This window comes from Arthrobacter sp. PAMC 25486, from assembly GCF_000785535.1.
Taxonomy (GTDB): Bacteria; Actinomycetota; Actinomycetes; order Actinomycetales; family Micrococcaceae; genus Specibacter.
In genome coordinates this window covers 4,245,426-4,264,522 of the sequence record NZ_CP007595.1, presented here as the reverse complement: position 1 = coordinate 4,264,522, position 19,097 = coordinate 4,245,426, and the positions used below count along the sequence as shown (strand labels likewise).

Sequence of the window (19,097 nt, the reverse complement as noted above, 5' to 3'; positions counted from 1 at the left end):
ACATTGGGGTTGTGAGACACGCACACGAGAACCGCACCGAATCATCTGCAGCCCTCGAACTGGCAGCGCTGCAGTCCGCCGCCCGGCAATGGGCCGCGCACGATCCCGACACCGCCACGGCCGCGCGCCTGCGGGCCCTGGTCGCCGATCCCGACCGCGCCGCCGAGCTCTCCGACAGCTTTGACGGCAACCTCCAGTTCGGCACGGCCGGGCTGCGTGCGGCCATGGGCCCGGGCCCCAACCGGATGAACAAGGTGGTGGTGCGCCGCGCCGCCGCCGGTGTTGCCGCGCACCTGCTCGCCCTCGCCGATTCTCCCGGGACGGACGACGCCGGCCCCTCCTCCGCGGGCACCCCGGCCTCCCAGCAGCGAGAGACATACCGGCCCCGGGCGGTGGTGGGATTCGACGCCCGCCACAATTCAGCGGACTTCGCCCGGGACACTGCGGCGATCTTTGCCGCGGCAGGCATCGAGACGTTCCTGCTGCCGGCCCCGCTACCGACCCCCGTCCTGGCCTATGCCGTGCGCGCCCTCTCCTGCGAGGCTGGCATCATGGTGACGGCCAGCCACAACCCTGCACAGGACAACGGCTACAAGGTTTATCTTGGCGGGCGTGCCGTTGCCCCGGAAGCCCGGGGCGTGCAGATCGTGGCACCGCACGATTCCCTTATTGCGGCCCAGATCGACACGGTCGCCAACACCGCCGAGTTCGGTGACACCTCCGGCATTGCCATGGCGGAGGACGGCTGGAGCGTGCTCGGCGACGATCTTGTGGGCGACTACCGGCAGGCAGTGGCGTCGCTTGCCGACTCAACAGCGTTTCCGGCCCGCGGGCTGCGCATTGTGCACACCTCCATGCACGGCGTGGGGCACGAAACGGCGCTGGCTGTCTTCCACTCCGCAGGCTTCACCGACATCCATGGTGTCCCCGAGCAAGCCACCCCCGATCCGGAATTCCCCACCGTGCCGTTCCCCAACCCCGAGGAGCTGGGGGCCATGGACATGGCCTTCGCCCTGGCCCAGGAGGTGGGTGCCGACATTGTCCTGGCCAACGACCCCGACGCCGACAGGGCAGCCGTCGGCATCTTTGACCCATCGGCCGGGCAATGGCACCAGCTCCATGGCGACCAGGTGGGGGCACTTTTGGGTGCACACCTGGTGGCCCGCGGCGGACGCGCAGGCTCCATGGCAGGCGCGACCACTAGCGCAGGCATCGGCGGCGATGCACCGCATGCCACGCCCGTCTTCGCCAATTCCATTGTTTCCTCCCGGCTGCTGGCAAAGATCGCCGCCGCCGCAGGCTACGGGCATGTGCGGACGTTGACGGGTTTCAAGTGGATTTCACGTGTGCCGGGACTGAGCTACGGCTATGAAGAGGCACTGGGCTACTGTGTTGCCCCGGAGCTTGTCAGGGACAAGGACGGCATCTCGGCGGCGCTGCTGATGGCCGAAATGGCTGCCGGGCTCAAGGCCGCGGGCCTGACGCTGCTGGATGTACTGGACGACCTCGCCCTAGCCCATGGGCTGCACGCCAGCACCCAGATCAGCATCCGGGTGGAGGACCCGGCAGGCATCAAGGACATGATGGCCAGGCTGCGGGAACAGCCGCCGGCCGCCCTCAACGGATCCAAGGTCACCGAACTGACGGACCTCTCGGAAGGATCGGACGAGCTGCCTGCCACGGACGGCCTGGCCTACCTGACGGAGGACGGCACGCGCGTCATCGTGCGACCCAGCGGCACGGAGCCCAAACTGAAGTGCTATCTCGAGGTGATCGTCCCCGTCGCCGGACCCGACCACCTCCAGCCGGCCCGGGATGAAGCGCAAGGTACGCTGGCCGCCGTCGTACAAGATGTCAAGAAGGCACTGGGGCTGGACGACCACTGACGGGCAGGTCTGAGGGTTGTTCTGCCCACAGGGGCAGGCAGGCGTTGACCCGGCGGGTATCGGAGCATAAGTTTTAAGTGCCAGGTAGGCCGATCGTTTGGAGGGTGGGCGCCGTGAATCACGGGAAGCAGCAGCAGTTCCATGACCATGCCCTGGAGGCTGCCCGGTACCGTGATGCCAAGGATGCGGCGGAAACGCCCGTCCCGACCGATGACTATGCTCTGGCCGCTGGCCGGTCATTTAGCTCCGAGGGCTCCGGGCAGGAGACGGAACCGCGGCGGCTCCATGAATCCGATGAGGTCTGGGAGGTGGCCAACAGCGCCATCGATGCCGCCGTGGCCCGCGGGGATTTCGACAACCTGGCGTACGCCGGCAAGCCCATTCCGGGCTTGGGCGGCACCGATGATCCCGACTGGTGGATCAAGGGCCTGCTTGAGCGCGAACAGGTCAGCGGGCTCGGCCCTCCGGCGCTGATGCTGCGCAAGGAAGACGCGGAGCTTGAGGCCACCATGGATGCGACAGCATCCCAAGCAAGGGTGCGGGAACTCCTCACCGACTTCAACGCCCGCATCATCGAGGCCCGTCGGCAGCTATTGGGCGGCCCGCCGGTCATCACGCAGTTGCGGGACATCGACGCCGAAGTGGCGAAGTGGCGCGGCCGGGCCGCGGCCCGCCAGGTCGCGGCCCGACAGGAAGCTGTTCCACAGGCGGCCGTCCCGCGGTCGGCAATCTCCGGCGGCGCCACCCGGCGCCGCGGTTTCCTGGCCAGGCTGCTCCGACGCCACTGATGCATCAGGGCCGGCAAAGCGTATTTTTTCCGCAGTTCCGGCCCCAACCATCACTCATGCACTGGCATAGCGCTGGCGTGCGCCGCCTCGCCCCAGGAATCCTCCAAGTCCGAGAGCCGGCAGACCGGGAACCACCGGGCCGCTGACCGGACAGGACCCAAGGTCGAAGCGGCCGCAACAGCGGGTGCGCCGGCAAAGCGGGCAACGGCTGGTCCGGCGACAAGGGTGGCAACGGGCATTTCCATAACGGTTTCCATGACGAGTTCCTTTGTTTGCAGTGGACCGGCAACGTGGTTCAGACACTACGCAACCCACGTTTCCCGCAGCCGCCCGGCATATGACAGGCATATGACAGGCAGGTAAATGCCGTATCACCGCCACCGTGCCGTTCCCGGATAGGCGGACCTTAACTGTCCGTTACGCGGGCGACACGCCTGCGCAATGCCGCTTTCCTAGGAAGAGAGGACGCGCTGGTGCGGGCACCCGGCCAACCCAGGGAAAAGCCACAGCCATGAAACAGCAGGGCGCCATCAGGGAAAACAGCACAGGGATCCGCAGGGTCGTGGTGCTGGGCGGCCCCGCCGCCCACCGCTTCACGGAAGCCATGCACGCCCGCGGGCTGGCAGGCTGGCACATCACCGTCCTCACCGACGAGGCCCACGCACCCTACGACAGGGTGGCGTTGAGCCGGGCACTTACCGAGGTGGACGCCGACCTCACCTTGGGCGATCCGGTCCTGTGGGCGCACGCCGCCGTCGAGCTGGTCCGCGACGCGGAGGTGGCCGTCATCGACCCGGCCAGCCGCACCGTCCAGACCATGGCCGACGGCGAATCGGCCCACTACCCCTTTGACGAACTGGTGCTGGCCACCGGGTCCAACGCCGTCCGGCTGGGTCTTCCGGGCGCCGAGCACCTCCACGTCTACCGCACCCTCGAGGACGTGCGCGCCCTGAACGCCCAGGTGGCGCTGCTGGGCAACAGGCTGGGCCGCACCGTCACCACGGCCGTCATCGGCGGCGGCCTGCACGTGGTGCGGCTCAAGGGCGGGGACCCGTTTGTGTTTGGCCGCGGCGGGGAGGAAATGGCGGCCGCTGTGGCCGCCGGCATCCCCGTCACAGTTGTTCCCGGGGTTTCCAGTGCGACGGCGGTGCTCGGGGCCGCGGGCATCTCGGTCACGCACCCCGGCACCTGGTGGGTCTGGGCGGCACCATCGTGGTACTCATGGGTGTGGGCACCCTGCCGTCGCTGGTGGCGGGGCTGCTCCGGGCCGGGCTGTCGAATGTTACGCCGTGGCCGTCGTCGAACGCGGTTTTAGTCATGCACAGCGCACTGTTTCCGCTTCCCTCGGTACCATTGTGAACGCATCCGCCACGTGCCGGAACCCCGCCGTCATCGTGATCGGGGGCGTAGTGGATCTGGCCCCCAACCTCGCCGCCAGCCTCGACACGGTGGGCATGGGCACAGCAGTCCCGGCCACGGCAGGTCCGGATTTCCTCCCGGATACCAGTTTGCAATCAGCTTGAAGGAGCCCATGAGCGACACAGCAGAAACCCTCCCCGCCCAGCCCCTGCGCGGATTCCGGATCGGAGTAACAGCCCACCGCCGCGCCGGCGACCTCATTGAGGCGTTGGAACGCCGCGGCGCCAAGGTGCTGCACGCGCCGGCGCTGAAAATCGCGCCCATGGAGGACGAGCACGCCCTGCATGCCGAAACGGCGGCCGTCATTGCCGCCGCCCCAGACATTGTCATGGTCACCACCGCCTACGGGATGCGCCGCTGGTGCGAGGGCGCCGATGCGGCCGGGCAGGGCGAGTCACTGCACGCAGCACTGGCGAACGCCTCCATCTACGTGCGCGGCCCCAAGGCCCGCGGCGCCGTCCGGGCCGCCGGCCTGAACGATGTGGGCATCAGCGCCGACGAGACCACCGCAACGCTGACTGATCTGGTGATTGCCGACGGCGTCCGCGGCAAGACCGTGGCAGTCCAGGTCCACGGGTATACGGATGGTGCCGCGTTGCAGCGGCTGCGCGATGCCGGCGCCAAGGTGCTGACGGTGACCCCCTACCGCTGGGTCAATGCTGAGGAAGGCGACAGGCTGCCGCAACTGATCGACGACGTCATCAACTGCAAACTCGACGTCCTCACGTTCACCAGCGCCCCCGCCGTGGACGCCGTGCTCAGCACGGCCGCGCAACTGGGCCGGGGGGATGAGTTTCTGGCGGCCCTGCGCGGGGAGGGCCCGGGCACCGTGGTGAGTGCCGCCGTCGGACCTGTCACGGCGGCACCGCTCATCCAGGCCGGCATTCTCCCGCTGGTGCCGGAAAGGTTCCGCATGGGCGCCCTGATCAGGCTTGTCTGCGAGCATCTGGAGGACACGGGCGTGCTGCGGTTTGAGAGCGGAGGTGCGGTGCTGGAGGTGCGCGGGCAGTCGCTGAGCGTCGACGGGCTCCCCGTCCAGCTGGCGCCGGCACCGCTGCAGTTACTGAAGCTGCTGATGGGCGCGGGCGGCGGCGTGCTTTCGCCCAGCGAATTGGCGGCCGGCACGGGTGCGCCGGACGCAGACCACGCCCTGCACATGGCCATCAGCCGGCTGCGGGCTGCCCTGCCGGATCCGGCGGTGGTGGAAACTGTTGTCAAGCGCGGCTACCGGCTGCGGGGACGATTCCTGTGACACGATAGGAGGAACATATCCAGACGTGGGAAGGTACGCATCATGACGACTAACAACCCCTTCACGGCACCCCAGGGCGATGACCTGGCACGCTACATTGACCACACCCTACTAGCCCCCGAAGCGAGCCGCGCGGACATCCTGCGCCTGTGCAAGGAAGCCGCCGAACACCACTTCAAGTCCGTCTGCGTCAATCCCGTCTGGGTGGAAACCGCCAAGAAGGCGCTGCTCGGCACGGGCGTGCTGACCTGCACCGTCGTCGGCTTCCCGCTGGGCACACACAACACGGATGTGAAGGTTTTTGAGGCACGCGGCGCCACCATGGACGGCGCCGACGAGGTCGACATGGTCATCAATATCGCGTCGGCCCGGGCATTGGACCGTGAGGCGCTCGTGTCAGACATTTCTGCCGTGGCCGAGGTCGTCCACGAGGCGGATTCGCTGTTGAAGGTCATCATCGAGACCGCACTGCTCAGTGATGATGAGAAGATCCTGGCCTGCCAGGGCGCCGTTGAGGCCGGGGCCGATTTCGTGAAGACCTCCACCGGGTTCAACGGGGGCGGGGCCACCACCTCGGACGTGTCCTTGATGCGGGAAACCGTGGGCCCGGACATCGGAGTCAAGGCCTCGGGCGGGGTGCGGACCCGGGAAAAGGCGCTGGAAATGATTGCCGCCGGCGCCACCCGGATCGGGACCAGCTCAGGTATTGCCATCGTCACCGGCGGCGCGGGCACGACTTCCTACTAATCCGTACTAAGATCGTGGGTAGATCAACGCGCCGGCCCTTCCGGTGTATCCACTCAGCTCCCCACTAAGGGGAAAGGAGAACCCGTGTCCAACAACGCTTACCGCGGCGAAAACAGCCTGGTGCAGTCCGTCGTCCTGTTCGTCATTTTCTTCGCCTTGTTCCTTGGCGGAATCTTTGCCTTCTCATACTGGAGCCTCGAGAGCTTCGCGCACGCCTTCGTGCCGGCCAGCCTCGGCATCGGCCTGTGCTCACTGGCCATCTTCGTCCCCGTGACGATCATGGGCCGCTCGGACTCCGCAGGCGAGTAGTCTTTTCCAGCTGACCCGCAGAAAACGGCGAAAATATACGTTTTGGACGTGATTTTCGCCGTTGTCTGCGGGTCAGTTTTTTAATGCGCGGATGAACGACGGCGGGACGCCGGCCTTCGTTGTCGGCCCGGATATTACACCAATCAAGCCGCATGCGCCGCCACAATTTGCGTCAACTTTCGACACTATTTGCGACCGGAAGAAGCCACTGCGACGCATAAGTTGCATGGGCCATGCTAGATTCCCTTCGGCTTCCCATCGGAAACCGAAAATCTCAATCCCACTGGGGGGACTACATGACTGAATTTATGCACCATGATCAAGTGGCAACACCGCGCAGCCGCCGCGCAATAGTAAAAGGCGCGGCATGGTCAATACCGGTTATCGCAGCGGCTGTAGCAGCCCCGGCCGCCTCGGCATCTACCACCGCATTTACGCTGACGCTCTCCGAAGACGCAGTGACAGGTGCCTCCTGCGATGTTTTGAGTGGCTTGACCGCCACCTTGCAGAACAACGGCCAGCCAGCCGCCGGCGAATCGGTGGCCATTACCTTGCCGCCGAATTTCGCGTGGAGCGACGGGTCCAAGGATGTCCGCTCTTTCATCACCGACAGTGCCGGGCAGATCACGCTCGATGCCATCAAGGTTGGCGGCGCAGCAGGAAATGCCAACATTGTGGCCACCCACAGCAGCAGCGCCACCGACATCACTGCGGTCACGGTCATGACATTGTCGGATGCCCTTACCAAGAACGGCACACTCTACGAGGAATACCCGATGATTCCGGCCGGCTCCACCACGGTGGGTCCCGGATCATTTATCACTCCTGCAGGTGAACTGTACATCCGCGGAACCCTCATGGCATCCGGCGTCACGAGCGCAGTGGGCGACCACAAGAGTTTCGATCATTTCTCCGTCTCATGGGTGGACGCTGCGGGGGCCCACACCTATGAATCCGGCGCAACCCAGAACCTGACAGCTCCCCCGGCTACCGCCACGGCGGTAGGCGTGCATTTGTTCCTGGGCCCGGGCAATGCGCTCTTCGAGGGAGACAACGTGCTGGACACGAACGTGACCAGCGCTCATGCCGCCCGCAATGAAACAGACCACAACGTCAAGACGTGGATGACCTCCGATGACGGTGCGTGGATGAAGATCGGCCAGAACGCGGCGGTCAAACTGGCCAACCACCCGCCCCGCATCCAGGTCGTTGGCCCCCGCACCTTCTTCGATCCGGCCAATGGCACCATTTCGCTTGTTGCTGCCAACGGGACGATCACACAGATTGAGTCCGGAGCGCGCGACGTTCGCTCGGAATTCAACATCAACGGCCAGGTAGTCATTACTTGGATTGATGCCGCCGGCAATCTCGCATTCCGCACGGGAGCCGCAAACGATGGCGGAACCATCATCAGGACCAGCGGCTTCCCGCGCACGGCAACAAGCAAGGTTGTCGGCCCCGGCGTCTGCTTGGAGGCCAATGGGGACTTGTACAACATGGACGGACTGATCGCCACCAACGTGACCAGCTCCTACGCCGTGCGTGACAGCCAAGACAAGCTGAGCACCACGTACATCCGCAACGGAAACGTCTGCACCTTCTAGAAACCCGTCGGTCCCGGCCGATACTTCATGTATTTTCTGCTGGGCGGAGCACTGCAGTGCAGGTGCCCGCCCAGCAGCATTTGGTCCGACGGTCCCTACTACGGTGCCGCCATCGTCTCCGGGGTCACCTCGAAGATCGCCTCAAGCACGCCCTGCGCCCACTTGAGCACCTCGGCGTCGGCCAGGTCCCGGCCGCCAATACGCGCAGTCTTCGGCTTGGGAATCAGCACCGCATTCAGCGCCGGCTTCACCATAGCTCCCGGGTACATGCGCGTCAGGCGCATGACCTTTGATTCGGGCAGCTCAGCCGGAGCGAACTTGATGAAGTTCCCCTGCAGTGCAACATCATGGAGCCCGGCAGCACGGGCCAGCACCTTGAAGTGCGCCACAGCCAGCAGGTTCACGGCGGCCGGCGGCAGCTCACCGTACCGGTCGATGAGCTCGTCCTCAACTTCGGCGATGGCCTCAACCGTGACAGCGGCGGCCAGCTTGCGGTAGGCCTCCAGGCGCAGCCGCTCCCCCGGCACATAATCGTGCGGCAGGTGGGCGTTGACGGGCAGCTCGATCTTCATCTCCGCCACCCGTTCCTCGCCCTCACCACGGAACTCGGCCACAGCCTCGCCCACCAAACGGATATACAGGTCAAAGCCAACACCCTGGATGTGGCCCGATTGTTCCCCGCCCAGCAGGTTGCCGGCACCACGGATCTCAAGGTCCTTCATGGCCAGGGCCATGCCCGCACCCAGCTCGTTGTGCGCGGCAACGGCCTTCAGCCGCTCCAGGGCAACTTCGCCCAGCGGCTTGTCGGCCGGGTACAGGAAGTACGCGTAGGCGCGTTCACGCCCACGGCCCACACGCCCGCGCAACTGGTGGAGCTGCGACAGCCCGTAGTTGTTGGCCTGCTCCACAATCAGCGTGTTGGCGTTGGAGATGTCCAGTCCGGTCTCAATGATGGTGGTGCACACCAGCACGTCAAAGCGCTTTTCCCAGAAGTCAACAATGATCTGCTCCAGCCGGGACTCGGACATCTGCCCGTGCGCCACCGCCACCCGCGCGTCCGGCACCAGCTGCTGGATGTGCGCCGCCGTCCGTTCAATCGATTTAACCCGGTTGTGCACATAAAACACCTGCCCCTCGCGCATCAGCTCGCGGCGGATCGCGGCCCCCACCTGCTTGTCGCTGTGCGCACCAACATAGGTCAGCACCGGGTGGCGTTCCTCCGGCGGGGTGGCCAGGGTTGAGGTTTCGCGGATGCCCGTCATGGACATCTCCAGGGTGCGCGGAATGGGTGTGGCACTCATGGCCAGCACGTCCACGTTGGTGCGCATCTTCTTCAGCGCCTCCTTGTGCTCCACACCGAAGCGCTGCTCCTCGTCAACAATCACCAAGCCCAGGTCCTTGAACGCAAAGTCCTTGGACAGCAGCCGGTGCGTGCCGATGACAACGTCGACGGACCCCGTTCGGACACCCTCGATGATCTCCTTGGACTCCTTCGTCGTCTGGAACCTGGACAGCGGCGCCACCCGCACAGGGAAGCCGGAAAAGCGCTCGTTGAACGTCTCGTAATGCTGCTGTGCCAGCAACGTAGTGGGCACCAGAATGGCCACCTGTTTGCCGTCCTGGACCGCCTTGAACGCGGCCCGGACAGCAATTTCGGTCTTGCCGTAGCCCACGTCGCCGGAGATCAGCCGGTCCATGGGGACTTCCTTCTCCATGTCGGCCTTGACCTCGTTGATGGCCACCAGCTGGTCGGGCGTCTCCACATACGGGAACGCCTCCTCCAGCTCGGCCTGCCAGGGCGTATCCGGCCCAAACGCGTGCCCGCGGCTGGCCATGCGCGCCGAGTACAGCCGGATCAGCTCCCCGGCAATCTCCTTGACCGCCTTGCGCGCCTTGCCCTTCGTGGCAGCCCAATCCGAGCCGCCCATCTTCGACAGCGCCGGCGCATCCCCGCCCACATACGCCGTCACCTGGTCCAGCTGGTCGGTGGGCACAAACAGCCTGTCCCCCGGCGCCCCGCGCTTGGACGGCGCATATTCCAGCACCAGGTATTCGCGCAGCCCGGCCGCACCGCCCACACCCGCCCCGGGCACCTTGCGCTGAATCAGCTCCACAAACTTGCCCACACCGTGCTGCTCGTGGACCACATAGTCCCCTGCCTCCAGCTGGAGGGGGTCGACGGCGTTCCTGCGCTTGGAGGGCATCTTGCGCATGTCCCGGGTTGAGACGGCGGACGCGCGGCCCAGCAGATCTGCTTCGGTCAGCAGCCCCAGCTTCAGCGAATCGAGCACAAAGCCGCGCCCGGTGTCGGCCGTGGTCACCTCGATGATGCCCGGCTGTGGGGGGGCATCCAGGGATTCCACGCGCGACGCCGGGATGTTGGCTTCGTGGAACAGCTCGGCCAGGCGCTGGGCCGGGCCGGGCCCCTGGGTGGCAACCACCACGCGCCACTGGTCCTTGACGCGGGCGCCGATGAATTCCATCATCTCCGCCACATCGCCGCGGTAGCCGCGCGGTTCGCGGGCGTGCAGGTTCACCACGTCGGTGGCCGGTTCAAGTTCCTCGTCCTGGGCCAGCGCGCTCATGGTCCACCAGCTCAGCCCGTGCTCCAGCGCACCCTCACGGGTTTCGGCCAGGGATTTGAATCCTGCCGAGGCAAGGTCGACTCCGGCCCCTCCCCCGCTGGCCTGCGACAGGTCCAGCGGGGCACTGCCGCCGTCGGACGCCGTGGACCAGGCCGCCTCAAGAAATTCTTCGTTGGTGGATTCCAGGTCGTGGGCGCGGGCGCTGACCTTTTCCGGATCCAGCACCACGGCGATGGAACCGGCGGGCAGCAGCGAGGACAGCGGTACCATGCCGTCCACCAGTGCCGGCGCGAGGGATTCCATGCCCTCAACGGCGATGCCGCCGGCGATCTTTTCAAGCATTCCTGCGGCGCCGGGCATCAGGTCCTTGAGCTTCGCGGCCCGGCTCATGACGGTGGGGGTGATCAGGATTTCCCGGCACGGGGGCGCATACAACTCAACCGGGTGGGAGATGTTGCCCTTGACGCTGGTGAGTGTGCGTTGGTCGGCGATGCTGAACCAGCGCATCGATTCCACCTCGTCGCCAAAGAACTCGACGCGGACGGGGTGGTTGTCAGTGGGCGGGAAGACGTCGAGGATGCCTCCGCGGACGGCAAACTCGCCTCGGTGCGTGACCATGTCAACACGGGCGTAGGCGGCATCGGAGAGGCGCTTGATCAATTCACCGAACGGAATGTCCTCGCCGACGCGCACCCGCACCGGAACCAGCTCACCCAAGCCGGCCACCAGCGGCTGGACGACCGCACGAATAGGTGCCACAACAACACGAAGCCGGGCTCCGGCGTCGTGCTCGGGATGGGCCAGGCGGCGCAGCACGGAGAGACGGCGGCCCACGGTGTCGGAGCGGGGGGAAAGCCGTTCGTGCGGGAGGGTTTCCCAGCTGGGAAACTCGGCGATTGCGGCGTCGGGAAGGTAGGAGCGCAAGGCGGCCACAGTGTCCTCGGCCTCGCGGCCGGTGGCAGTGACGGCGAGGACCACGCCGGGGGCGGCGGCAGATCTGTCGCTCAGGCCGTCGGCCACTTCCGCCAGCAGCACGGCGCGCATGCCGGCGGGGGCACTGAAGGCGACGTCGGTGCTGCGGGTGGCGGGGTCGGCGGCCGCGAAGCCGCGGACCCGGGCGAACAGTGGATCTTCGGCAAGTGCGCTCCGCAACCCTGCAAGACTCATGGGTGGTTTTCTCCTTGGTGCAGGACGAGGACCGCCACTGACATACGCGTTTTTTCGTGCCGGGACAGCACGAAGGCCCGGAATTTCTGGTGGGCTCCGGGACGTCTCCAGCTTACTCGCCGCGGGCCTTGCTATCCTAGGAGCTGCCCAAAAACCCACATCCTGGAGGAACCATGGCGCTTGCCGCCTCAACCACGCTGGCCGCAACGGCTCAGAACGTGACAGACGTCTTTACCAACGAAGCCTTCATCAAGCATGTCAGCGAAACTGTGGGGGGCGAGCTGAAATCCTTTACGATCAGCGGGCCCACCACGGCGGCGTTCACCACCCAAACGGTGCGCACCCTGCCCACCACGCGCATGCCCGACATCGCCAAGAAGGTGCTCGGCGCAACCCTGACGGTGACGCAGGATGAGTCCTGGAGCGCTCCTGCCGCCGACGGTTCACGCACCAACACCATCAAGCTCACGGTGGCCAAGGCGCCCGTGGATGTCGCGGCCGTGCAGAAGCTGGTTGTCTCCGGTGATTCCACCGTGGTGGAGCTGAGTGGCGAGGTCAAGTCGAGTGTGCCGTTCCTGGGCGCCAAGATCGCCTCGGCGGCAGAGCCGGTCATTGGCCGCGCCCTGAACCTGCAGGCCACGCTGGCGCAGGAATGGCTGACCACGCACAGCTAACGAGTGATTCCCATATGGATAAGGTGGCGGCGGGTTGTTAGACCCTCCGCCACCTTATTCGTTGGCCGGAACCGTCAGGACGGAGGGCAGCTCAGACGGAAATCGGCGCGCGCACGTTCACATCACCGGATCCGGTCAGGATGGTGTGTGCCGTGGCATCCAGTCGAACCCGCAACGGCCGGGCAAGGTCGCCGTTGGCGCTTGAAGATAATTGTGCCCACACAACCTCGAGGGGAAACGTCCCACCGGCAGGGATCGCCACGGGAATGATTGTGCGGCTGAGGAACCTTTTCTCGGCAACCGACAACACCTTTGCTCCTTGATACGTCACACTGTCATAAACAACTTCGAAGCCATACGAGGACATCGGGAACTTGTAAAGGTCCACCTCCAGGAGGACATTGCCTACGTAGTCCTGGTTGTTTCCGTTATAGAGCACCACCTGCTCGGTGCCCGTGCTGGTGTCGGCGACCGGGGTGACCGTGAAGGTCAGCAACGGCGGACGAACCGCCGTCCCTCCAGTGGCCGGTACGGCGTTGGCTGAGATTCGCGGATCCGTGGTGAAGACCTCCAGATTCCTCGCGTCATTGCTGGTACCCACGCTGAGGAAGGGGTAACCATGCCAGTCAAGCACAACCTCCACGGCCGCCCCGGTTGGCGGTACGGTTGCGGCCACAGGACCATACAGAACGCGCTGCACACCATCAACGGTTACCAGTTCACCGACAGTCCCGTTGAGGGAGAATCCGGCCGCTGTGAGCGGTGCGTCCCAGATTTCACCGAGAAACCACAAAGTGCCGCTGAATGCACCGGTCCCCATATTGGTGATTGTGACGGCGTTGGTCCCCTCCCACGCCGTGTTGACCTCAGAAATCGAGTAGGAGAGGGCGGACTGAAGGTCAGGTTCTCCGGAGGCTGCAGCGCTCGGTGCGGCAATGGCGGCGGCGATGACGGGGACCGTCCAAGCACCGGCAAGAAGAACCTTTCGTCGGCCTGTATTGACAGGCGCATTGGTCACGGAAAGGGGCATTGGTGAGTTCCTTAGGTTGGATTAATTCCCCAACCTAACACTTAGCGACTCAGCAATCACCACCTTGGTGCATTGTGTCCACAGCCCTCCGCTCTATGGCTTACCCCTTGCTCTAACGCCAAATAGCGGCTACCCGAACCGAGGCCCAGCCAGGCAATTATTTGACCACTATCTGCAAGGTGGGGACATTACTTGAACGCACCAAGAAGCTTGGCACTGATCCGCCCAGAAGATTCTGGGGTTGCCCTACGTTCGTGTCTGTTTCCCTTGATAAGGAAGCAAACATCTGGGTGTCCGCGGCGGAAGCAAGCATGTCAGCGAAACTGTGGGGGGCGAGCTGAAATCCTTTACGATCAGCGGGCCCACCACGGCGGCGTTCACCACCCAAACGGTGCGCACCCTGCCCACCACGCGCATGCCCGACATCGCCAAGAAGGTGCTCGGCGCAACCCTGACGGTGACGCAGGATGAGTCCTGGAGCGCTCCTGCCGCCGACGGTTCACGCACCAACACCATCAAGCTCACGGTGGCCAAGGCGCCCGTGGATGTCGCGGCCGTGCAGAAGCTGGTTGTCTCCGGTGATTCCACCGTGGTGGAGCTGAGTGGCGAGGTCAAGTCGAGTGTGCCGTTCCTGGGCGCCAAGATCGCCTCGGCGGCAGAGCCGGTCATTGGCCGCGCCCTGAACCTGCAGGCCACGCTGGCGCAGGAATGGCTGACCACGCACAGCTAGTTTTTCCAGGCACGACGGCGCCCGGCCAACCTTAGGTGCCCTGCCGCCAATGGCCGCATGACCGGAATTCGCCTCTGGTTGCGCGGCCATTGGCATATCCGGGCCGTAACATTCCCTCGACGATTCCCCGCACATATTACCGGTCGGTATGATTAATAAGCCGATCGGCTAACCGGTTGGGTAGCCTCCCAAGATGCAACGGAGAGTGAGAGACATGACTGTCGCGCCTGCACCAAAACGTCGAGCAATCCTCAAGGGAGCTGCCTGGAGCACACCGGTTATTGCCGCAGCCATCGGCGCCCCGGCAGCATCCGCCAGCGGAAGCGTCGACGTAGCAATACCGAATGACCAGGCGAACTTCTACTGGGTTCCCTCAGCAGGGGCCGACTTCAGCACCCTCGCAGCCCACTCCGGGGATAAGCAAGTGGAGTACAGCACCCAGATTTCTTATACCGACTTCGGCGCTTGGCCCGCCCCACCGCTGAGGGGACATTTTCAGCTCAGGATCACGTTCGACGCGCCGGTCACCCTGCAGTCGATTCCCAGATCCTGGACTCTCATGGCACCCTCATCCGGAATGGGTCCAGCCAACACATTCATGTTTCATGCCTCGCCATCTTCAGGCGGCCACAACTTGAGTGCCAAGTTCGTCCCCTTGACTGCCGGCCAAGTCACGGCCCTTTCCTCAATGTCACTTATCGATGGCGGCGCCACAACGTGGGCACAAGAGTCCGCTGTGGCAACCGCAGATTTTTCCCCCTAATCTGCCCATAACATGTGCATTCAATGTGTGGCGGCGGGTCGCATAGACCCCCGGCCCTCATAAGTCACTGCAGTTGGCAGCTGAGTTTCTTAGTGGGCAGCAAAATTCCTAGAATGCCCTTGCTCGTTGCGTTGATAGTGGTGAAAGCAATCGGTTCTGAAACCCACCCATGCTCATACAGCGCCGATACCTCGAAGGTGATCTTGAGGTTGTAATTAATGCCCAGCAATGCACCCAAAAGTCCCGCCAAGAGGTTGCCCAACAAGCCGTTGTCAGCCATCTGATCGAGTGTCAGCTGCCGTACAGAGGACGGGACGATGTCGGAACTGATTTCCGATGCCGTCGGGGGGCCCCCATCAGGAGCCTGCACATATGCGCGCACGACATAGCCAGTCAGTTGGAGCGGGCCTCTTGCGGGCTCAGCCCATGTAACATCAACTTTAGTGGCCCTGCCCATCCCAGATGTCGGGCTGGCGCACTTCAGCCCACTGGGCTTTTTCGTCTGCATTGCAGCCATGTTGGACCCCGCCGCGGCATTCGCGGCCCACGCAGCCTGCGTGGGCTCAACCTTCGCCGCTGCCCCAAGCGGAACGGCAACGGCAATAACCGCAGCCATCGCACCGATTCCCAGCCAGGTCCTACGCCGGGGCCCCGACTTCCCAGCCCCGTCACCGGACCCAGCACGGGGCTTCCGGGTAGCACCCGGCCCTGGTCGAAAGAACGCTGCATATATAAGGTACGCGCAGAGCAAAGCGCCCAGCACGACAATCCACGGTGCGGCCAGCCAGCTGACCACGTAACCCAAGCCCGGGAGACTGAACAAAACCCTGTCGACGGTGACACCGGTGTAGGGCAGCAGATCGGCGACGGCATTCGCGTCGCCCTTGAGCACCAACCCCGCCGCTGGATCGGTGGACACCACCCTATGCGTGATCCGGGTTCCGTCCGATGCAACAACGGACACCACTTCCCCCGGCGAAACTTCAGCAGCGGCGACGGGAACAGCAAGTGCCAGAGAGCCAGTGGGGAGTGCAGGCGCCATGGATCCGGAAGCAAAGATCAAGGGCTTCAGCCCGAATACAAGTGCCATAGCAGCAAGCAGCAGACACAGCGATCCCAGTACGGCGCCAAAGTTGAAAAGCCATCGCTCCACGGCAGCCCTGCCTGCAGCAGACCGCGAACGGCGATCCATCAGAGCCATGTCAGGACACCCCCACCGTTGCCGTGAACGTCAACGTAATGGTGGTCGAGCTGCCCTGCAGCGAGCTGGGCGCGGTGGTCGGCAACGAATACTGCACGCACAATGGCTGCGCTGCACCGGCTTTCAGCTGATGTGGCAACGACGGGGCAGGGAAACCACTGCCGGCAGCCTTCGTCAACACGACCTCGCCATTACACGTGCCGTCGGCTGCAGTGGGACCGCCCGTCACCTTAACATTCAGGCCCGCACCCAGCTTTCCAACACCCGCCTCAGTGACAGAACCGGACACTGAGTAAGCAGCGTCCAGCGTTCCCGTGTTCTTGATGGTCACCGCGACCGCCCGGTTCAGGCCTGGGTACCAGTTCGCTCCGTCGATGGGCATGGGGTAGCTGGCTTGCACCGAACCATCCGAATCAACAACACCAATCGCAACAGTACCGGCACCAATCTCCGACGTTGCCCTCGCTCCCCCGGTCCAGGCCGCCAGCGTGGACACGGCACCAATTCCGGCCAGGAGGCCAAGCGAGAGCAGCGCCTTGAGCTGCATTCCACGGCGCGCACCAGACACGGGGCGACGGGCAAAAGCGCGTTTTCGAGTATCCATCACAGCTTCCTGCTCCGCTTCCGCGATCCAAGGTACGCTCCGGCCCCGCCCAGCAGCGCTGCCACAGATAACGGCCAGATACCGCCGGTCGCCCCAGTATCGCCCAGCTCACCAGAGACAGCAGGCGCTGCCTCTCTGGCGTTTACTTGCAATCGAATAGGCAAAGAACTGGCCTGACTCGAGTTGTCGGCCGACTCCGGCAACCACATCCGCACCTTCAGCGGGGCTGCAGCCCCCGGTTCAAGGGTGACAACGGGCGACGGCGTCAACCCCGCATGTGCTGCCTCCCCCGCACCAGGCGGTGCCATGGCAGCGACGGAGACATTGACCGCCATGGCGTTGTCATTGCGCACCCACAGCTTTTCCTCAACATCTTCGCCCGGCACCAGCTTCGCAGACGTGGCAAACAGCTCGGGAACGGAGTCAGAGTACGCAACCCCGTCGGCACTGTACGCAAACGACGCATCGGGGTAGCCCTCGGCGACCACTACGGAAGGCGCGGATTGTGCCATGACCGGGGCCGCCGTCGTACTTAAGGCAGCGGCAACAACGGCCACAGCAGCAAATCCGGTCCGGCGTCCCGGAAGCCCAAGGGCGGGCGAAGGAGAACGCGTCACGGTTTCTTGGTCCTTTCAAGTCTGTCGCGCAGGGCACTTATGGCCATGAACGCGGAGTAGCCGAGCAGTCCGGTCACGGCGGCGAAGGTGAGCCACTGCCGTTGCGGCCCTGTGAGGACGGAGTTGACATGGCCGAGCCAGGGCAGCTGATACCAGAGGCTGCCGCGGATTTGTTCGGACCGCACGGGCAGATCGTTGGCGGTGTTGGCGTCTCCACGGGCGGTGAAGCGCAGTTCGCCGTCGAGGGTCGAACCCACGCCCACCACTCTGTGCGTGACAACAGCCGGCGCACCGGATTTCAGTTGGTAGGTGATGACGTCGCCCGTGCGCAGGGTTGCGGGGTCTACAGGGCGCACCACGGCAAGGCTGCCGGGTGGCATGCCGGGCGCCATGGAACCGGTCAGGACCGTGTACGCGGTGGCTCCGCCGACTCTCGGAATCACGATCATGACGGCCGCGATCGCCAGGACGGTTAGCAGCAGCAACCATGAGAAGATTTGACCGGCCCACCACAGCATGCCGGTTTTCTCTTCATTTTTGGAAGTTCGACGGCGGCCCCGGGCAGGTGCCGCCGCGGCCGTTGCGCCGTTCACAGCTGATCACCGCTCCAGGAAAGCACCAGTTGCAGCTTTCCTCCGGCGGCCTCCTGCGGCGCCTCGGTCGGCAGAGCCACCTGGATGCACAGCGTTTCGCTGGCGGCAGGTTCGAGACTCCTGCCGGCGCTTGCGACGGTGCCGTTCAGTGGTCCCACGTACAAAATCTCACCGGTACTGGGCAGGTTTTCCCCGCACGCGGCCGAATCATGGGTGACGTGCACTGAAAGTTCGACGGCGTCAATAAGCTCCGTATCGGCGACACCTGGCGCCGTGGTTGCGGAGGTGGCCCCGGCCAAGGAGTAGCCCAGGGCGGTGGTGCCGGTGTTGCTGATGGTCAGAGGCGCCTGGACGAATCCTCCCGGCGCTAAAGTCGAGGTGTTCAGATCCTCGAAGGCAAAATCCTCGGACGTGGATGTCCCGTCACCCACTGCCAGCGAAAGCGATCCGGTGGTGATACTGCCCGGTTTCAGCGTCCCCTCGGCGCGCCAAAGTGCGGCTGTGCCTTGGGCGCTTGCAAAAAGCACCGCGAGCACGGCCGCAGCCATGGCCGCCAAGAGGATTTTGCGCATCTGAGCTTTGAGGACCGGTGTTAGCGGACCTGTTCGAGGGTCAGGGCCAAGGAACCGACGTTGATGGCGTGATTCATTGTTGCTTCCGCAGCCTCCGGGAAGACGATCGTGATGCTGACAGGAACCGCATATGTGCCCGGGCCGTCAAAAGAATAAGCACCCTCAGTCAACGTCACGCCCGCCGGAGGCACTACGGTCAAGTTGACCGTCGTGTCTTCTGGCAGGTTGGCGAGATCCTCACTCAGCTCCGGCACAGTGAGTTTGCCTTTAAGGTTCTTACCGTCGGCTTCGATGGTCACTGTCTGGTTGAATGTCAAGGTGTCGCCCGGAACGATGTGGTCAGTAATCGGGTCGAATACGGCGTTTGCCGCATCGGTCCACTTGCCAGTGTCCGATGTCATCTTCAGATGACCGGTGGTGATGGTTCCTGCATCAACCGTTTTGGAATCGTTCCACAGCGCCAACGAGCCAGCGCCTCCGAGCATCAAAGCGGCTGCTGCACCGGCTGCTACGGCAGCCTTCGTTACCTTCTTCATGAAATTGTCCTTAGCTCTAC

General features: G+C 64.4%; 18 protein-coding genes and 1 pseudogene. 10 read left to right on the top strand and 9 right to left on the bottom strand.

The annotated features are described in order from the left end of the window. The first annotated feature begins 11 nt into the window (after positions 1 to 11). Complete coding sequence (locus art_RS19230) at positions 12 to 1,886, top strand: phospho-sugar mutase (RefSeq protein WP_082000449.1); 1,875 nt, start codon at positions 12 to 14, stop codon at positions 1,884 to 1,886. A 113-nt stretch (positions 1,887 to 1,999) separates the two neighbouring features. Beyond that, positions 2,000 to 2,674 (top strand): DUF1992 domain-containing protein, encoded by a 675-nt coding sequence (locus tag art_RS19225; RefSeq protein ID WP_038471078.1) that lies wholly within the window; start codon positions 2,000 to 2,002, stop codon positions 2,672 to 2,674. Positions 2,675 to 2,724: 50 nt separating this feature from the next. Here the strand turns inward: art_RS19225 and art_RS19220 are convergent, their stop codons facing one another. Beyond that, a complete protein-coding gene (locus tag art_RS19220) occupies positions 2,725 to 2,931 on the bottom strand; it encodes a hypothetical protein (protein ID WP_038467470.1) in 207 nt (68 codons plus the stop codon). 254 nt (positions 2,932 to 3,185) lie between these two features. Here art_RS19220 and art_RS21340 point away from each other — a divergent pair. From art_RS21340 to art_RS19195, 5 genes and pseudogenes are all read left to right on the top strand, one after another. Further along, positions 3,186 to 4,197: pseudogene (locus art_RS21340) on the top strand (SAM-dependent methyltransferase). A gap of 8 nt (positions 4,198 to 4,205) precedes the next feature. Next, the gene (locus art_RS19210; RefSeq protein WP_038467467.1) at positions 4,206 to 5,345 is read left to right on the top strand and encodes a uroporphyrinogen-III synthase; all 1,140 of its coding nucleotides are present in this window, start codon (positions 4,206 to 4,208) and stop codon (positions 5,343 to 5,345) included. A gap of 42 nt (positions 5,346 to 5,387) precedes the next feature. Continuing rightward, positions 5,388 to 6,092 carry a deoxyribose-phosphate aldolase gene (deoC, locus tag art_RS19205; protein ID WP_038467464.1) on the top strand — a complete coding sequence of 235 codons (705 nt, stop codon included), beginning with the start codon at positions 5,388 to 5,390 and terminating at the stop codon, positions 6,090 to 6,092. An 84-nt stretch (positions 6,093 to 6,176) separates the two neighbouring features. Next, positions 6,177 to 6,401 carry a hypothetical protein gene (locus art_RS19200; RefSeq protein WP_038467461.1) on the top strand — a complete coding sequence of 75 codons (225 nt, stop codon included), beginning with the start codon at positions 6,177 to 6,179 and terminating at the stop codon, positions 6,399 to 6,401. Between the two features lie 296 nt (positions 6,402 to 6,697). Next, positions 6,698 to 8,005, top strand: coding sequence for a hypothetical protein (locus tag art_RS19195; RefSeq protein ID WP_157875373.1), 1,308 nt, complete (start codon positions 6,698 to 6,700; stop codon positions 8,003 to 8,005). Between the two features lie 98 nt (positions 8,006 to 8,103). On the opposite strand, the gene mfd is transcribed toward art_RS19195, so the two are convergent. Next, positions 8,104 to 11,757: a transcription-repair coupling factor gene (gene mfd, locus art_RS19190; RefSeq protein WP_038467454.1), complete on the bottom strand. Its 3,654-nt coding sequence runs from the start codon at positions 11,755 to 11,757 to the stop codon at positions 8,104 to 8,106. A gap of 173 nt (positions 11,758 to 11,930) precedes the next feature. On the opposite strand from mfd, the gene art_RS19185 reads away from it, so the two are divergent. Beyond that, a complete protein-coding gene (locus art_RS19185) occupies positions 11,931 to 12,431 on the top strand; it encodes a DUF2505 domain-containing protein (RefSeq protein ID WP_038467451.1) in 501 nt (166 codons plus the stop codon). A gap of 91 nt (positions 12,432 to 12,522) precedes the next feature. On the opposite strand, the gene art_RS19180 is transcribed toward art_RS19185, so the two are convergent. Then, entirely contained in the window at positions 12,523 to 13,461 is a 939-nt protein-coding gene (locus art_RS19180; protein ID WP_038467448.1) for a hypothetical protein, read from the bottom strand. A gap of 325 nt (positions 13,462 to 13,786) precedes the next feature. On the opposite strand from art_RS19180, the gene art_RS19175 reads away from it, so the two are divergent. Both art_RS19175 and art_RS19170 read left to right on the top strand, forming a co-directional pair. Beyond that, the gene (locus art_RS19175) at positions 13,787 to 14,191 is read left to right on the top strand and encodes a DUF2505 domain-containing protein (RefSeq protein ID WP_082000448.1); all 405 of its coding nucleotides are present in this window, start codon (positions 13,787 to 13,789) and stop codon (positions 14,189 to 14,191) included. Positions 14,192 to 14,405: 214 nt separating this feature from the next. Continuing rightward, entirely contained in the window at positions 14,406 to 14,954 is a 549-nt protein-coding gene (locus tag art_RS19170) for a hypothetical protein (RefSeq protein ID WP_038467445.1), read from the top strand. 64 nt (positions 14,955 to 15,018) lie between these two features. Here art_RS19170 and art_RS22730 read toward each other — a convergent pair whose 3' ends face one another. From art_RS22730 to art_RS21320, 6 genes are all read right to left on the bottom strand, one after another. Next, positions 15,019 to 16,044 (bottom strand): hypothetical protein, encoded by a 1,026-nt coding sequence (locus art_RS22730; protein ID WP_216699566.1) that lies wholly within the window; start codon positions 16,042 to 16,044, stop codon positions 15,019 to 15,021. 112 nt (positions 16,045 to 16,156) lie between these two features. Further along, entirely contained in the window at positions 16,157 to 16,759 is a 603-nt protein-coding gene (locus art_RS19160; protein WP_157875372.1) for a hypothetical protein, read from the bottom strand. After that, a complete protein-coding gene (locus tag art_RS19155) occupies positions 16,759 to 17,376 on the bottom strand; it encodes a hypothetical protein (RefSeq protein ID WP_157875371.1) in 618 nt (205 codons plus the stop codon). Before art_RS19155 ends, art_RS19160 begins: the two co-directional genes overlap by 1 nt. Then, positions 17,373 to 17,969, bottom strand: a complete 597-nt coding sequence (locus art_RS19150) for a signal peptidase I (RefSeq protein ID WP_038467436.1) — start codon at positions 17,967 to 17,969, stop codon at positions 17,373 to 17,375. Before art_RS19150 ends, art_RS19155 begins: the two co-directional genes overlap by 4 nt. Further along, positions 17,966 to 18,541 carry a hypothetical protein gene (locus art_RS21325; protein WP_052136796.1) on the bottom strand — a complete coding sequence of 192 codons (576 nt, stop codon included), beginning with the start codon at positions 18,539 to 18,541 and terminating at the stop codon, positions 17,966 to 17,968. Before art_RS21325 ends, art_RS19150 begins: the two co-directional genes overlap by 4 nt. A gap of 20 nt (positions 18,542 to 18,561) precedes the next feature. Beyond that, complete coding sequence (locus art_RS21320; protein WP_052136795.1) at positions 18,562 to 19,077, bottom strand: alternate-type signal peptide domain-containing protein; 516 nt, start codon at positions 19,075 to 19,077, stop codon at positions 18,562 to 18,564. Positions 19,078 to 19,097: the final 20 nt, after the last annotated feature.

Bases quoted from the DNA above. Each gene is read 5' to 3' on its own strand.
- art_RS21320 (WP_052136795.1), bottom strand. From the start codon at position 19,077: ATGAAGAAGGTAACGAAGGCTGCCGTAGCAGCCGGTGCAGCAGCCGCT.
- art_RS19210 (WP_038467467.1), top strand. From the start codon at position 4,206: ATGAGCGACACAGCAGAAACCCTCCCCGCCCAGCCCCTGCGCGGATTC.
- art_RS21325 (WP_052136796.1), bottom strand. From the start codon at position 18,541: ATGCGCAAAATCCTCTTGGCGGCCATGGCTGCGGCCGTGCTCGCGGTG.
- art_RS19185 (WP_038467451.1), top strand. From the start codon at position 11,931: ATGGCGCTTGCCGCCTCAACCACGCTGGCCGCAACGGCTCAGAACGTG.
- art_RS19195 (WP_157875373.1), top strand. From the start codon at position 6,698: ATGACTGAATTTATGCACCATGATCAAGTGGCAACACCGCGCAGCCGC.
- mfd (WP_038467454.1), bottom strand. From the start codon at position 11,757: ATGAGTCTTGCAGGGTTGCGGAGCGCACTTGCCGAAGATCCACTGTTC.
- art_RS22730 (WP_216699566.1), bottom strand. From the start codon at position 16,044: ATGGCACTTGTATTCGGGCTGAAGCCCTTGATCTTTGCTTCCGGATCC.
- art_RS19180 (WP_038467448.1), bottom strand. From the start codon at position 13,461: ATGCCCCTTTCCGTGACCAATGCGCCTGTCAATACAGGCCGACGAAAG.
- art_RS19220 (WP_038467470.1), bottom strand. From the start codon at position 2,931: ATGGAAACCGTTATGGAAATGCCCGTTGCCACCCTTGTCGCCGGACCA.
- deoC (WP_038467464.1), top strand. From the start codon at position 5,388: ATGACGACTAACAACCCCTTCACGGCACCCCAGGGCGATGACCTGGCA.
- art_RS19160 (WP_157875372.1), bottom strand. From the start codon at position 16,759: ATGGATACTCGAAAACGCGCTTTTGCCCGTCGCCCCGTGTCTGGTGCG.
- art_RS19170 (WP_038467445.1), top strand. From the start codon at position 14,406: ATGACTGTCGCGCCTGCACCAAAACGTCGAGCAATCCTCAAGGGAGCT.